Genomic DNA, 15,233 nt, shown 5'->3' with positions numbered 1-15,233 from the left:
TCGAAGCCCTCGGGCTGTCCGGGTCCCCCGTCCCGTCGTCCGTCCCCTGGCTCCATGAATTCACACCGTGCGCGGTTACGCCTCCCAAACGGCGGCGGCCGTCCTGTCGTCCGCGTACCCCTTGACCCGTACCTGGCTGTCCGCGAGGAACGCCGCGAGGCCGGGCGGCTCCCCCTGCGACCACCGTGTCGTGAGGTACTCGGCCAGCTCCGGTTCGCCGCGCAGCGGCTCCGCCATGCCTCCCGTGCAGAGCAGGAGCGTGTCACCCGGGCGGGCGATCGAGGCCCGGAACCGGAACGGGGGGCGCGGCGGGCGGGGCGCGGGCTCGTAGGGGCTCGGGGGTGTCGTGATCCCCAGGTCCATGGTGAGCCGGTCGCCCCCCGGGGTCTCGTGCGGCGGCGAGCCGAAGCCGACCACGGCGTCCCCGGTGGCCTCGGCTACCCGTGGCTCGATGTCCTGCCACTCGCCGTCCCGCAGCCGGAACAGACCGCCGGCACCGACGCCGAAGAACACCCGGGTACGGCACTCGGGGTCGGCGGGCAGCAGCAGACAGCGCAGGCCGGCCGTGTACTCCTCCGGTTCGACGCCCTGCTCCGCCGCGCTCGCCCGCAGCTTGCCGAGACTGCGGTCGGTGAGGCGGTGCAGGCCCGATTTCAGGTCGCCGCGGCGCGCGGCGCGGATGTCGTCGGACAACCGCGCGTGGCTGCGTCCGACGGCGCGCGCGATCCACCGGCACGCCTCCGCCGCGGCCCGGTGCGCTCCCGGGGTGGCCCGGGCGCCGGTCGCCATCGCCACCAGCACGAGGGCCTGCTCGCCCGACCCGAACCGGGCGGTGAGCAGCGCGTCCCGGCGCGGCTCGCCCCGGTACCGGGCGGAGTCCCCGCGCACCGAGGCCGCCCGCAGGGTGCTCGTCCCGTAGCGGGCGCCGTCGAGCACGGTGTCGGCGACCAGGTCGTCGAGTTCGTCCGGGTCGGTGGGCGGGAGCGCGGTCGGTTCGGCGTCGTAGGTGGGCGGACCGGATCCGACGTGGCCGACGGCGGTCGGCTGCCGGGGCACGGAGAGCGCGGATTCCCCGGACGCGGCGGGCCGGGCGTCCTCGGGCTCGACCGCGACGCGCGGCGTCCGGAAACCGCCGGTGGTACTCGGGAGCCCGGTAGGGGCGGCGGCCACGTGACCGCCCTCCGCCGGCCCTGCGGGAGCGGCGCCGACGGGGTTCGGCCCGGAGGGCACGGGGCGGCCGGGGCCCTCGGCGGGACCCCGGCCGACCGGGGCGGGACCGGCGGGGGGTGGTCCCGCTGGGGCGGGACCGGCGGGGAGTGGGCCCGTGGGTGCGGGGCTGGCGGGCGCCGGACCGGCAGGCGCCGGGCCGACCGGTGCGGGACCGGCGGGACCGAAACCGGCAGAGGGGGGAGCAGCGGGAGGCCCGGCGGGACCCGGGCCGTGCGGTACGGGACCTGCCGGTGCGGGACCGGCAGGGGGTGGGCCCGTGGGTGCGGAGCCGGCGGGGCCGGGCCCGACCGGTGCCGGACCGGCAGGAGGCGGAGCCGTGGGTGCGGACCTGGCGGGCGCCGGGCCGGCCGGTGCGGGACCGGCGGGCGTCTCGCCGGCGGTCGCCGGGCCGGTCCGTGGCGGACCCGCGGGTGCCTGACCCGCTGGGCCCACGGGGGCGGGCCCGGCGAAGTCCGGACCGACCGTCGGACCCCCTGGCTCCGCGACGTTCGCGGCGCCGGGCGCGGACGCGGGCTTCGGGGGTGCGGACAGGGGCCTGGGCGGCGCGTCCGCCGGTGGCGGGGGCGCGTCAGCCGGAATCCTCGCCCCGGGCACCCGCCCTGCGGGCTCCTCGGCGTTCACGTCCGGGGCGGGGGTCTGGGGGGTGAACCCCGGTGGGGTCGGGCCGGGCGGGAACGGGACGGGGGCCGCCGGATCGGCGGGCGGGGCGTCCCAGGAGCTGGGCCGGTGCCCGAGTCCGGCCCGGGTGGGCCGGTCCTCGTCGGGATTCGGGTCCCTGTCCGGATACGCGGCCTCGTCGCGATCCTGCCCCGTCCCCGGGCCGCGCTCCCATCGGCCGGGGCGGGACGACGCCGCCTGACCGCGGGGGGTCGCGCCGGTCCAGGCCCCGGGCGCCGGGGCACTGTCCCGATCCGCCCGGGGAGCGGACGCCCGGTCCCAGGCAGCGGGGGTCTGCCTCGGTACGGCGGGCGGCCCGTCCCCCGTCTCCGGGCGGGACACGTCCGGCGCACCGGAGTCCCGTCGACCCGGGTACGGCGCGGGAGCCCGGTCATCGAAGGCCGAGGAAGAGGAGGACGGTCGGTCCCAGCCGGAGGGAGCCTGCCCGGGTACGCCGGCCGGCCGGTCCGGCCGGTCCCCCGTCTCCGGGCGGAAGACGTCCGGCGCACCGGAGTCCCGCTGCTCGGGGTACGGCGCGCGAGCCTCGTCGTCGAAGGCGCCGGGGGGCCGCGCGGTCCCGCTGCCGCGACCCGGCGCGGGTCCCCACTCAGACCCGGGTCCGGGCGCGGCACCGGACCCCGGCACCGGTCCGGGGCCCGGGGCGCTCTCCGGCGCGGGTACGGGCCTCGGCTCCGCCCCCGTTCGGGATGCCGGTCCCGGGACGAGACCCCGCTCCGGCCCGAACTCCCCGTCGGGCGCGGGCTGCTGGCCGGTTCCGGCGCCGTCGCCCAGTGTCCCGGCCGCCGACGCGAACCGGTCGTCCAGGGAGTCGGCCGCCGGTGCCGGCCCCGTGTCCTCGGTGGAGTCGTCGTACAACTCCCCCCACCATGCGTCCTCGTGACCGGTGGGCTTCTCCCCCTGCTGGCTCATGCCCCTAATTGTCCACCGCGGTGGCCTGTTGAAAACGGGGCATCCGGAAAAACCGGCCAAGGTGCTGGCCGTCGAACGGCGTGTCGAGGCAGTCGTCGAACAGAAATACGGCACAGAACGGCCGCACACATGACCGCCGGGCGGTCCCACCCCCCACGGGAGAACCGCCCGGCGGCGTCCTGGTGCCCGGGACTCAGCGCACGTCGTAGGCCCGGTTCACGGTCTGGCTGACCGAGTTGCCTGCCGCGTCGGTCAGTTCGGCCTTGAGTGTGACCTGCTTTCCTTGGGCTCCGCTGTGATCGACGGTCGCCGTCCACCGGCCGTCGTGCCGGGCGGTCGCGGCGGACGTCCAGGTCTTCCCGTCGTCGTAGGAGTACGACAGCTTCGCCGAGGTGAGTTCCCCGGGCCGGTAGCCGGCGTGACCGGTGGCCGACAGGGTGATCCGCTGACCGTCCTTCGCCGCAAGGGACTTGAGGCCGTCCTCGGGCAGGGTGTAGCACGGGAAGAGCAGCGGGATGCCCTGCGAGAAGACGTCCTCTTCGAGGTGCGAGCGGAAGGACCAGGTCGTCACTGTCTGCGTCGACCGGTTCCAGACGCGGGACCCGATCTTCACGGTGACGAGGGTGAGGTCGTACGAGGCGTCCTCGGCGGGGACCTCGAACACTCCGTACGGGACGGAGGACTCGCCCAGCGACACACCGTCGCGCCGCAGTTCCATGGAGCCGATGTCCCCGAAACTTCCCTGGACTCCCAGGTGTTGGGCGTCACCCCAGAAACCGGGGGCCGCGCCGATCAGGTTGCCCTGGCGCTCCGCGGCGAGCGCCTGCTCACCGGAGGCGTCGAGAGGGGCCACCGGGGAGAGGACCCCGCCGTACCACTCCTCGCTGCGCCGCTCCCCCGTGGAGTAGGTGCGCACCGGGTCGATCATGAACTCGCCGAAGGGGAAGCTGCTGGACACCTGGTGCCCCCAGCCGGTGGTGCCCGCGGAGGAGTACTCGGTGCGTTCGAAGGGTGCGGGAACGGTCTCGAGTTCGGCGAAGGAGCCGGTGAGTCCGCTCGGGCGGCTGAAGGAGGGCAGGTCGACGTAGTCGGTGGCGGTGCCCATCGCGCGGTAGGTGGCGTGGTCGGCGGCCAGGTCACGGTCGCGGACCCGGTAGCTGACGGCGTGCTGGAGCTGTCCGGTCTCCGGGAAGGCCAGGTTGTAGACGTAGGGGCTCTTGGCGGTCGCCTTCCAGCGCAGCGTCACGTCGGGGGAGGCGAGCAGGGCGCGTGCCTCGTCGGCCGGGATGCCGAGGACCGGGAGCGGGCCGCCGGTGAAGCCGGTCGACGGGTACCAGCGACCGGGTGCCTCGCGGTAGGCGAGGACGGCGAGCGCGCCCGCGGCCTTCGCTGCCGTGGCGACGGTGCTCGCGCTGCCGTTGTCCGGCAGCTTGACGAGCGCGATCTTCCCCCGGGCGCCGGCGAGTTCGTCCGCCGTGCCCGACTTGGCGTCGACGAGCCGGGCGCGTCCGGTGCCGTCCAGGTTGGCGGAGGAGGTCGAGCCGGTCACCGGGTGCAGCACCGGGCCTCCGACGACGGCGAGTTCGGAGGTCTGTGGGGCCGCGGCCCGCCAGAAGCTGTCGAACTCGAAGGTGCCGTGGCTCGCCCGGCCGTCGACCGAGGCGTAGTAGCCGCGAACGGAGCGGCCTCCGGCGGCGGTTCCGGCGTGCAGCCAGGTTTCGTCCCAGGAGCGGGCGAACCCGAGGGTGGCACCGCGCAGTTCGGACGGCTGGTCGGTCCGCACGCTCAGCCGGTGGGCCGTGCGGGCGTCGAGCACGACGGTGGTGTCCTTGCGGATCTCCAGCTGCGGACGGGCCAGGTACGTCAGGGAGTCGACGAGGGTGCCCTCCGTATCGGGAGTGGCGACGAAGCTGGAGAGGAAGTAGCTGCCGGGGCGTATCTCGTAGGTCTGGTCGGTCGCGCCCTCGTTGAAGCGGCGTTCGCCGCTCGCGTCGTCCGTGCCGATGAGGTCGACGGACGAGGCGGAGCCGGCGGGACGGCCGAGCCGGTCGACGAGCTTGACGCGCAGGGTGACCGTCTCCGGCTGGACGTACAGGGAGAAGGGGGTGGAGACCGCCACGTCGTCGGCGGTGGCGAGGACGCGGCCGGTGACGTCGCCGTACTGGGCGCGGGTCAGCGTGGCGTCCGGGTCGAGGGTGAGCGGGACCGTGGCGGTCGCGCCCGGGGCGACGGTGACGGAGCCTGCCCCGAGCCGGGCGACCGGGGTGCGCACGGCGGAGCCGTCGTTGCCGGTGACTCCGGCGAGGGCGAGCTTCAACCGCACCGTCTTCGTACCGGTGTTGGTGTACGGCACGTCGACGGTCGTGCGGTCGCTCCTGTCCTGCGGCCAGTTGAAGGATCCGCCCTGCAGCGCGGGCGTGCCGAGCACGGTCTCGTCGACGGCGGCCTTCACGTCGAGGCGGCCGCCGCCGGTCTCCCGTACGTCGCCGGGGATGTCCGCGTCGGCGGCGGAGACGAGGGCGGCCTTGATCTGCTGGGCGGTCCAGTCGGGATGGCGTTGCCTGACGATCGCGGCGGCGCCCGCGACGTGCGGGGTCGCCATCGACGTACCGCTCATGGACTGGTAGGCGTAGACGCCGCGTCCGCCCGCGTTGGCGGCCGAGATGTCCACGCCCGGCGCGGTGATCTCCGGCTTCAGCGTGTGCGAGCCGAAGGCCGGGCCGCGGCTGGAGAAGGACGCCGTGGAGTCGTCGCGGTCGACGGCGCCGACGGTGAGGACGCTGGGCGCGCAGCCGGGCGAGGAGACGGAGTTCGGGCTCGGCCCGGTGTTGCCCGCGGCGATCACGAAGAGGGTCTTCTTGCTCGACCGGGCGAGTTCCTCGGCCGCCGCGCTCATGGGGTCGGTGCAGTCGGTGCGCGCGGGGTTGCCGAGGCTCATCGAGACCACGTCGGCGCCCTGGTCGACCGCCCACTGCATGCCGGCGATGATCCAGGACGTCTCACCGGAGCCGTAGTCGTTGAGGACCTTGCCGTTCAGGAGGTCGGCCGCGGGGGCGACGCCCTTCTGCCTGCCGTCGCTCGCCGCGCCCGTGCCGCCGACGGTGGAGGTGGTGTGGGTGCCGTGCCCCTGGTGGTCGCTCGTGTCCGGGGAGTCGGTGAAGTTCTCGGACGCGGTGATCCGGCCCTTGAGGTCGGGGTGGTCGGCGTCGACACCGGTGTCGAGGACGGCGACCTTGGTGCCCTTGCCGTCGTACCCGGCGGCCCACGCCTCGGGGGCGTGCACCTGCTTGGTCGAACGGTCGAGGGTGGCCCGCACCTTCGCGTCGAGCCACAGCTTCTTCAGTGAACCGGCCGCGCGGCTGCGGGAGTTCGTGATGTCCGCCCAGAACTCGGCGGCCTTCTTCTTGTCGGCCGCGAGCGCGACGCCGTCGATCGGGTCGAGGACCTGGCCGCGCCGCGCGCCGCGCGGGGTGACCGGCAGGCTCCGGGCGACCGAGGTGTCGTACGTGGCGATGACCGGGACCGTCGAGGTGTGCGCGTCGTCGTAGCCCTGTCGCACCAGGCCGGTGACGTTGAAGAGTTCCTCGTCGATGCGGCCGGCGGCTATCGCGGCGACGGCGCCCGCGGGATAGACGTAGACGTCCTTGCCGGACTGCCGGGTCTGGACGAAGGGGGTGGTGCCGTCGGCGGCGGGCAGGACGTTCGCCCCGTCCTTCGTCACCAGGACGCGGTCACCGGTGACGAGGGTGACGACGGAGCCCGAGGCGGCGGCCCCGGTGCCGGTCAGTGGCCGCGGCTGCTCCGCGGCCGCCGTGGGTACGACTGTCGTGACGGCGAGGACGGCGGCGGTCGCCGCCCCCATGGCCGTACGCGATATCCCTCTCCCCAAAAGTCCCACTCCCCAAGGTCGTCCGCCCGGTCGCCCGCTCCGGGCCCGGCGCGGTCCACGCGCCGGTGCGGCCCGTGTTCGCGCAGGCCGGACCCAAGCAGGGCATTACGGGCGGTGGTTGGTGCTGCGGTGGCGTGAGCTTGTCAGAGGGGCGGGGGGTGCGGCGATGATGTGCCGAGGCGGGTTTGCGCCGTGGCCGTTTCCCGCCACGGTGCCGCCGACCGGCCGGAACGCATTCTGGGGAGGGACATCGCCGCATGCTCGGAGCGATAGGTCTGGACGAGACCCACGAGTCGGCGTACCGGGCACTGGTGTCCGTGGGTGCCGCCGACGTACCCGATCTCGCGCGCCGGCTCACGCTCGGCGAGTACGACACGGAGCGCGCGCTGCGCATCCTGGAGCGGCACGGTCTGGCCGCGCAGTCCTCCGCTCGGCCCGGGCGCTGGGTCGCCGCGCCGCCGGGCGTCGCCCTCGGCGCGCTGCTCACCCAGCAGCGCCACGAACTGGAGAAGGCGGAGCTGGCGGCGGCGCTGCTGGCCGAGGAGTACCGGGCCTCCGCCGCAGAGCCGGCCGTGCACGACCTCGTGGAGGTGGTGATCGGCGCGGCGGCGGTCGCCCAGCGGTTCCTCCAGCTCCAGCTCGGCGCGGCCGAGGAGGTGTGCGCGCTGGTCACCGGGAAGCCGCTGGTGGTGTCGGGAACGGACAACGACGCGGAGGAGCAGGCCGCCGGCCGCGGTGTGCGCTACCGCGTCGTCGTCGAGCGGTCCGTCCTCGACCTGCCGACCGGCATCACGGAGCTGTCCGCGGCGCTGGGCCGCGAGGAGCAGGTGCGGGTCGTGGACCAGGTGCCGACCAAGCTGGTGATCGCCGACCGGGCGCTGGCGATGGTGCCGCTGACCTCGCACACCGCGGAGCCGGCGGCGCTGGTGGTGCACGCGAGCGGGCTCCTGGAGCTGCTGTCGGGGCTGTTCCAGTCGGTGTGGCGGGACGCGCTGCCGCTGCGGCTGGGCAGCCGGGGTGTGCTGGAGCAGGAGCCGGACGGCCCGGACGGCGCCGATCTGGAAATCCTCTCCCTGCTCCTTGCGGGGCTGACCGACGCGAGCGTGGCCAAACAGCTCGATCTGGGGCTGCGGACGGTACAGCGCCGTGTGAAGCGGCTGATGGAGCTGACGGGCGTCGCGACCCGGCTCCAGCTGGGCTGGCACGCCTACGAACGGGGCTGGGTGGCGCGGGACTGACCTGCGGTTCCGCGCCCGCTCGGGCAGGCTGGGCAGATGGGAGTGTGGGAACTCCTGCTGGTCGGCGTGGTGATTCTGCTCGGCCTGTCCGGAGTACTGGTGCCCGGTCTGCCGGGGTCGTGGCTCGTCTGGGCCGCGGTTCTGTGGTGGGCGCTGAGCGATCCCCGGGCCCTGTCCTGGGCGGTCCTCGTCGGCGCGACGGCGGTCCTGCTGCTCGCACAGGCCATCCGGTTCGTTCTTCCCCCACGCCGGCTGCGGGAGAGCGGCGCCACCACCCGGATGGCGGTGTACGCCGGGGCCGGGTCCCTCCTGGGTTTCGTCCTGCTCCCGGTGGTGGGCGCGATCCCCGGTTTCGTCGGCGGGATCTACCTGTGTGAGCGGCTGCGCCTCGGCGGCCGGGGCGAGGCGTGGACGTCGGTGCGGACCGCGATGCGGTCGGGCGGCTGGAGTGTCCTGACGGAGTTCTTCGCCTGCCTGCTGATCCTGGGGGCCTGGCTGGGGGCCGCGATCTGGGGCTGACGGGGACGCCTCACGGGTCCCCGGGCCCTACGGGAAGCGCGCCGCCCTGGTCGGGACGAGGGCGGTCAGGTCGATCGTGTCGGCGAGCGCGCGCATGCCGGTGTCGTTGAAGTGCAGATGATCGCCCGGGTCGTAGCCGGGGAGGATGCGGTTCGGGTGGGCCGGGTCGCGGACCGTCGCGTCGAAGTCGGCGACGGCGTCGAAGATCCGCCGGCCGCGGATGGCGTCGTTGACCGCGAGCCGCACCGCCTCACGCGCCGGGGTGTACGCGCTGTGACCGCCGTACGGGGTGATCGTGCCGCCGATGACGCGGATGCCGCGGGCGTGGGCGCGGCGCACGAGAAGCCGGTAGGCGTTCTCCAGGTCGAGGGGGTCCGTCACCTCGGGACTGCCCTTGATGTCGTTGATGCCCTCCAGCACGATCATCGTGCGGACGCCCGAGCGGGAGAAGACGTCGGTGTCGAGACGGGTCAGCGCGCTCGGGCCGCGTCCTTCACGCAGGACGCGGTTGCCGGAGATCCCCGCGTTGAGGACGCCGGGCCGCCGGTCCGCGGGGAGGTCCCGCAGCCGGTCGGCGAGCCGGTCCGGCCAGCGGTGGTCGGCGCTGAACGAGGAGCCCGTCCCGTCGGTGATGGAGTCGCCGAGCGCGACCACACTGCCCGCGGTCGAGGCGCCGAGCACGTCGACGCCGGTCACGTAGTACCAGTTGCCGACCGTCCTCGTGTACGCGGCGCCGCTCACGTCGGCGGTGCGGTCGCCGCCGGGCGCGACGAAGTTGGCCTGGAGCGCGGAGCGGTGGAACGTCGCCGGGCCCGAGCCGGCCGGGGTGTGCACCGACACGAGCAGGTTGGCGTCGGCGGGCACCGTCAGGGCGACGGGGTCGCTGACCACGTCCCGGCCCACGGGGACGGAGAGCGAACGGGCGCCGCCGAACGTGACCGTGCGCAGGGTGCCGGCCACGGCGCCCGGGCCGGCCGGTGCGCCCGGAACCTGCAACGCCAGGGTGACGGAGCCGAGTTGGAGTGGTGCGGTGCCGAGCCGGTTGGAGAGACGGACGCGGGCGGCCCGGCCGCCGACGCTGGTGTGGACGACGTTGCGGATGGAGGCGCCGGGCAGCGCGGGCGCCGTGCCGGAGGGGGCGCCCTCCCAGGTGCCGGTCCAGGTGTCCCGGGAACCACCGCGGTTCTCCGCCCGCGGCGCGGCGACCGGACCGGGGCCGGACTCCGCCTCGGCGATCACGCTCGGCGGGGTGAGAACCAGGGTGGTCACCAGGGTGACGAGAAGGCGCCTGAGCATGATCGCGCGGGTCATGGGGCCATGGCTTCCCTGACCACGGACCCGCGCAACGCACCGTCACACCAATGGCGGCGGCACGACGCGCCGCGCCGTCCGGGCGAGGCCGGGCAGCGGCATCACCCCCCGACCGACGGCGGCCACCGCCGGCGCTCCGGATCCGCGTCCTGCGACGGACGTGGTCCGGAACCCGATGCGTCGCGGGGCGGCGCGTGTTTGGCTGCTGTCATGACCGAATTCAGCGAGGCGGAGCGCGCGTACCTCAGGTCGCAACGGCTGGGCCGACTGGCCACCGTGGACCCGCTCGGGCAGCCCCAGGCCAACCCCGTCGGCTTCTTCCCGCAGGACGACGGGACGATCCTGATCGGCGGGTACGCCATGGGAACGACCAAGAAGTGGCGCAATCTGCAGAAGAATCCGAAGGTCGCGCTGGTCGTCGACGACATCGTCAGCGTGAGCCCGTGGAAGGTACGAGGCCTCGACATCCGCGGCGAGGCCGAACTCCTCACCGGAAAGCACGACTTGGGCCCGCACTTCAGCGAGGAGCTGATCCGGATCCACCCGCGCCGGATCCACAGTTGGGGCCTGGAGGACTGAACGGCCAAGCGGGCCGAACCCGTTGATGAGGGGCCATCTGGAGACACATCGGCCCAAGATCGCGAGGCCCGTGGACCTTGGTAGGGTCCCGAGCCATGACCGCCACGGAACCCACGATCCTGGCCACCTCGGGTGGTCACCGCGTCGGCGACCGCACCCGGGTGTTGTTCGGCCCGCTCGTCCACCACGCCGTGGAACTGGCCCGGGTCGAGGGCCGCCGCCCCCGCGTCATGTACGTCGGGACGGCGATCGGCGACGCCGAACACTTCACGTCCCGGATGAGCGAGGCGGCCCGCGTGGCGGACTTCGACCTCACGCCGCTGCACCTGTTCCCGATGCCGAACATCGACGACGTTGAGAGCGCCGTGCTCGAACAGGACGTCGTGTGGGTGATGGGCGGTTCGGCGGCGAACCTGCTCGCCGTGTGGCGGGTCCACGGACTCGACGCGGTGTTCCGCCGGGCCTGGGAGGCGGGGGTCGTGCTCAGCGGGGTGAGCGCCGGCTCGCTCTGCTGGTTCCAGGGCGGGACCACGGACTCCTTCGGCCCCGAACTCCGGGCGCTCACCGACGGACTGGGCTACCTGCCGTTCGGCAACGGCGTCCACTACGACAGCGACCCGGGCCGCCGCCCCCTCGTCCACCGGCTGGTGGCCGACGGCACTCTCCCCGAGACCCACTGCACCGACGACGGCGTGGGACTGGTCTACCGCGGGACCCGTCTCGTCGAGGCCGTCACGGAGATCCCCGGCAAGGCCGCCTACGTCGTCACCCGCGAGGGCGACACGGCGACGGAAACCCGCGTCGAACCCCGCGAACTGGCCGCGCCGAGCGACTGACGTCGGTCGCCGCGACCCCGAACGCCCTTGGCGCGAGGCCTCGATGACCCGCGCCACTCCCCTGCCGCCGAGCGTTCCCCCGCATGCGCGCCGAGGGGTCGAGGGACCCGGGTGGTCCGGACCGTCGTGCGGCCGGCGGACAACCCTCCGGCGTCGATGCGCGGCCCGTGACCCGTTGGGCGCCCGGCCTTCAGCGCGGTCGGCGGCCTACAACTGTCCTGCCACACACAGGTGTTGGACCGCGTACGAGCGCCACGGCCGCCAGCTGTCCGGGAGGCCGGCGCCGGGGGGCGCCGTGTCCGGGTCGCCGAGGGCGCGGGTGCGGATGGCGGTGACGGTGGCGCTGTCCATGCCGGGCAGGGTGAGCAGGAACTCCTGTGCCGCGTCGCGGTCGGCTCCGGGGTCCAGGCGCAGGGCCCCGTCGGCGAGCGCGGCGGTCAGTGCGCCGAGGGGGCCGTCCGGCTCCGCCTCCGCGAGCACGGCCGCCTCCGGGAAGAGGTGCGTGAGCGTGCCGCACGGGGCGTCCAGAGCCTTCCCGTAACGCAGCACGAGGCGCTCGGCCTGCTCCTTCCCCACCAGGGCGCGCACCGCCAGCTCGTCCGGATCGGCGCTGCCCGGCGAGCGCAGGCCCGGCCGCGCCGCGACGAGCGGGCCCAGCCGGGCGTCGGCCCCCAGCCTCTCGTCGACGGCGTACGGATCGGCGTCGAGGTCGAACAGCCGGCGCAGCCGCCCGACCGCGGTGGTGAGGTCGCGGAGATCCGTGAGATGCAGCCGGGCGTCCAGCCAGCCACCGGGGCGGCCGTCGGACCAGACCCCACCCGCGCCGGTCCCGCCCTTAACGGCGCCGCTCGACTCGGCCGACGCCTCGCGGCTCCTTCCTCCGCGGGGCCGCTCGTCGACGGCGACGATTCCCGTTCCGTACGGAAGTCGGAGGGTCCGCCGGTAGGTGCGGCGGCCTCGGGGGCCGCTCACGGACTCGACGCCCGGCACGGCCTCGGCGGTCAGCAGGTCGAAGACGGCGGTTGCCTGGTAGGGGCCGCGGTAGGCGAGCCGGAGGGGGACACCGGCGGCGGGCGTGGCCGCGCGACGGGCGGCAGGGCCGGTGCGGGGTGCGGCGGCCCGCAGTTCGCTCGGCGTCGACGCGTAGACAGCGCGGATCGTGTCGTTGAACTGGCGCACGCTGGCGAAACCGGCCGCGAAGGCGATCTGCGTGATGGGGAGGCCGGTGGTCTGCAGGAGGATGCGCGCGGTGTGCGCCCGCTGGGCGCGGGCGAGGGCGACGGGGCCCGCGCCGACCTCGGCGGTGAGCTGGCGCTGCACCTGACGGGCGCTGTAGCCGAGACGGTCGGCGAGCCCGCCGACACCCTCGCGGTCCACCACGCCGTCGCCGATCAGACGCATGGCGCGGCCGACGACGTCGGCCCGTACGTTCCATGCCGCGGAACCAGGCACGGCGTCCGGGCGGCATCGGCGGCAGGCCCGGAAGCCGGAGCCCTGTGCGGCTGCGGCCGTCGCGTAGAAGCAGACGTTCTGCCGCTTCGGCGTCACCGCGGGGCAGCTGGGCCGGCAGTAGATCCCGGTCGTCCGCACGGCGAAGAAGAACTCCCCGTCGAAGCGGGCGTCCCGGCTGCGTACGGCCTCGTACCTGGTGTCCTCGTCGATCACCCTTCCAGTGTGGCCCGGAACGGACCGCGCGGCTGGCGGGAATCGGACACCACGCTGCGGACCGGACGGAGGCGCCGGGAGCGACGCCCCGGCGGCCACGGCAGGCCGGGGTGGGGCGACGGACGGACCGTCGCCCTGCCCCGGCCGGACCGGTGAACGGCGCGGAGAGCCGGTACCGCCGGCTCTCCGCGGGGTGTGGCTACCAGCGGCCCCGCTTGGCCTCCATCGCCGCGCGACCGTCGGCCCCCTTGCGCTTCCAGTCCCGGCGGATCTCGGCGCGCAACCGGGCGTCCGTCTTGGCGACGATCCGCTGGTTCTCCCGGATCAGCTTGCGGTAGCTGTCGAGACGCCGTTCCTGCAGCGCACCGGAGTCGACGGCCTCCAGCACCGCGCAGCCGGGTTCGGCGACGTGCGCGCAGTCCTGGAACCGGCAGTCGGCGGCGAACTCCTCGATCTCGGCGAACACCTGACCGACGCCGGTCTCGGCGTCCCAGAGGCCGACTCCGCGCAGTCCCGGGGTGTCGATGAGGACACCGCCGCCCGGCAGGACGAGGAGGTTGCGGGTCGTGGTCGTGTGCCGGCCCTTGCCGTCCATGTCGCGGGTGGCCTGGACCTCCATCACGTCCGCGCCCAGCAGGGCGTTGGCGAGGGTGGACTTGCCGGCGCCGGACTGGCCGAGCAGGACCGCGGTCCCTCCGGCGAGGACGGCTTCGAGGACGTCGAGCCCCTCGCCGTTCGCGGCGCTGGCGCTGAGCACGGGCACGCCCGGTGCCGAGTTCTCCACGTCCTGGACGAGGTGGCCGAGCGTCACCGGATCGGGCACCAGGTCGGCCTTGGTGAGGACGACCACGGGCTGCGCTCCGGACTCCCAGGCCAGGGCCAGGAAGCGTTCGACCCTGCCGAGGTCGAGTTCGACGGCGAGGGACACGGCGACGACCGCGTGGTCGACGTTGGCGGCGAGGATCTGCCCCTCGGACCGCTTGGAGGAGGTGGAGCGTACGAAGGCGGTACGGCGCGGCAGATACGCCCGTACGTAGCGGGGGTGACCGGAGGGTTCGACGGCGACCCAGTCGCCGGTGCACACGACCCGCATCGGGTCGTGCGGTGTCACGAACGCGGTGTCCGCGCGGATGACCCCGTCGGCGGTGGCCACGTCGCACTGACCGCGGTCGACGCGGATCACGCGCCCGGCGACGAGACCTTCGGAGAGGTAGGGAGCGAACTCGTCGGCCCAGGCGTCGTCCCAGCCGTAGGACACGAGCGGGGAGAGGTCCAGGGACGCGAACGAGGTCGGGAGGGCGGAGCTGGAAGTCAAGGGAGACCCTTCACAAGGGCGGCCCCGGCGACGCGCACTACGGCGCGAAGGAAGAGGAAGGTCAGCCGGTGGCCACGGAGATGGACTTGATGAACTTCTGGATGCGGGCAGCGCCCATCTCAATGACAGCCATCGGTCACACCTCCCCGTGCACATTCCACGTCACCTGCGACAACGAACACCGTGGTCGCTCCAACTCCTCCACTCTAAAGACCGCTCGGCTACGGCGCCATCGAATTAAGGACAGAGATCCGCGCCCTGTCGGGTCCGTCAGCCCATGTCGGCTTTCAGCACGCCCTGGGCCATGGCCAGCGCGTATGCGGACAGGGTGTAGGCGTCGGAGATCCGCCGGTCCGCGACCATCGTCCGGAACTCCTCCGGCGACACGGCGCGGTATGCGTGGATCCCCTCCGCCCTGGCGTCCTGGGTGGGCTCGTCCGCCAACTCGGCGGTCCCGATGTGCGCGAGGTACAGATGGTCCACGCCCGCGCGCATGCCGGTGTCGGGAGAGAGGGGGCCCAGATAGGTGAAGTCCCGGACGTGGACGCCCAGTTCCTCCTGCAGCTCCCGGGCGGCCGTACCCGCGCCGTCCTCCCCCGGGTCACCGAAGCCACGGGGGATCTCCCAGTGCCAGTCGCGGTCGGCATGGCGGAAGTGACGCAACAGGACGACACGTCCGTCGGCGAGCACGGGAAGGACCGCGGCTCCTCCCGACGCCGACGCGGGCACGATACGGATGTACGTTCCCAGTCGGCCGTTCGCGAACCGCACGGCGTCACGTACCAGACAGAAATAGGCGTCGCGGTAGACGACGCCGATGTGTCCGACGCTCTCGGACAGCCCGGCCGCGACGGCCACGCGCGACATGGCGTCTGCCGCCCGGTCCTGGTCGGCGCGGTCGAGGAGGATCTCGAAAGCCGCGCCGGAGGGGTTCACGAAGAGCTCCGGGCGGTGCTCACGCAGCGCCTCGTAGTCGGTGAGTGCGGCCTGCCTGCCGGCGGCTCGGTCGTGTGAGCTCATGGCTCTCCTCAATCTGCGCGCGGTGTCGGTGGCGCCGCCGGGAC

At 74.1% G+C, this 15,233-nt stretch carries 10 protein-coding genes; 4 read left to right on the top strand and 6 right to left on the bottom strand.

What is annotated here, in order from left to right; translation table 11 throughout:
* Positions 1 to 75: 75 nt before the first annotated feature.
* Both ABZT74_RS05640 and ABZT74_RS05635 read right to left on the bottom strand, forming a co-directional pair.
* A complete protein-coding gene (locus tag ABZT74_RS05640) occupies positions 76 to 1,662 on the bottom strand; it encodes a protein phosphatase 2C domain-containing protein (protein ID WP_356433494.1) in 1,587 nt (528 codons plus the stop codon).
* A 1,348-nt stretch (positions 1,663 to 3,010) separates the two neighbouring features.
* Entirely contained in the window at positions 3,011 to 6,679 is a 3,669-nt protein-coding gene (locus ABZT74_RS05635; protein WP_356433493.1) for a S8 family serine peptidase, read from the bottom strand.
* A gap of 284 nt (positions 6,680 to 6,963) precedes the next feature.
* On the opposite strand from ABZT74_RS05635, the gene ABZT74_RS05630 reads away from it, so the two are divergent.
* Both ABZT74_RS05630 and ABZT74_RS05625 read left to right on the top strand, forming a co-directional pair.
* Positions 6,964 to 7,944 carry a helix-turn-helix transcriptional regulator gene (locus ABZT74_RS05630; protein ID WP_355869306.1) on the top strand — a complete coding sequence of 327 codons (981 nt, stop codon included), beginning with the start codon at positions 6,964 to 6,966 and terminating at the stop codon, positions 7,942 to 7,944.
* A gap of 36 nt (positions 7,945 to 7,980) precedes the next feature.
* The gene (locus tag ABZT74_RS05625) at positions 7,981 to 8,463 is read left to right on the top strand and encodes a DUF456 domain-containing protein (protein WP_356165296.1); all 483 of its coding nucleotides are present in this window, start codon (positions 7,981 to 7,983) and stop codon (positions 8,461 to 8,463) included.
* 27 nt (positions 8,464 to 8,490) lie between these two features.
* Here ABZT74_RS05625 and ABZT74_RS05620 read toward each other — a convergent pair whose 3' ends face one another.
* Positions 8,491 to 9,774, bottom strand: a complete 1,284-nt coding sequence (locus ABZT74_RS05620; protein ID WP_356433492.1) for an SGNH/GDSL hydrolase family protein — start codon at positions 9,772 to 9,774, stop codon at positions 8,491 to 8,493.
* A 210-nt stretch (positions 9,775 to 9,984) separates the two neighbouring features.
* Between ABZT74_RS05620 and ABZT74_RS05615 the strand changes: the two genes are divergently transcribed.
* Both ABZT74_RS05615 and ABZT74_RS05610 read left to right on the top strand, forming a co-directional pair.
* Entirely contained in the window at positions 9,985 to 10,353 is a 369-nt protein-coding gene (locus ABZT74_RS05615) for a PPOX class F420-dependent oxidoreductase (protein ID WP_081220038.1), read from the top strand.
* A gap of 95 nt (positions 10,354 to 10,448) precedes the next feature.
* On the top strand, positions 10,449 to 11,189 hold the full coding sequence (locus tag ABZT74_RS05610) for a peptidase E (protein WP_356433491.1): 741 nt from the start codon (positions 10,449 to 10,451) through the stop codon (positions 11,187 to 11,189).
* Between the two features lie 207 nt (positions 11,190 to 11,396).
* On the opposite strand, the gene ABZT74_RS05605 is transcribed toward ABZT74_RS05610, so the two are convergent.
* From ABZT74_RS05605 to ABZT74_RS05595, 3 genes are all read right to left on the bottom strand, one after another.
* Entirely contained in the window at positions 11,397 to 12,851 is a 1,455-nt protein-coding gene (locus tag ABZT74_RS05605; protein ID WP_356433645.1) for an AlkA N-terminal domain-containing protein, read from the bottom strand.
* Positions 12,852 to 13,053: 202 nt separating this feature from the next.
* A complete protein-coding gene (rsgA, locus tag ABZT74_RS05600) occupies positions 13,054 to 14,130 on the bottom strand; it encodes a ribosome small subunit-dependent GTPase A (RefSeq protein WP_356433644.1) in 1,077 nt (358 codons plus the stop codon).
* A gap of 309 nt (positions 14,131 to 14,439) precedes the next feature.
* Positions 14,440 to 15,189 carry an NUDIX hydrolase gene (locus ABZT74_RS05595; protein ID WP_355869293.1) on the bottom strand — a complete coding sequence of 250 codons (750 nt, stop codon included), beginning with the start codon at positions 15,187 to 15,189 and terminating at the stop codon, positions 14,440 to 14,442.
* Positions 15,190 to 15,233 lie beyond the last annotated feature (44 nt).

This window comes from Streptomyces sp. NPDC005302, assembly GCF_040607345.1.
Lineage (GTDB): Bacteria > Actinomycetota > Actinomycetes > Streptomycetales > Streptomycetaceae > Streptomyces.
Note: the sequence above shows the minus strand (reverse complement) of the source record. Positions and strands in the feature narration are given on the sequence as shown.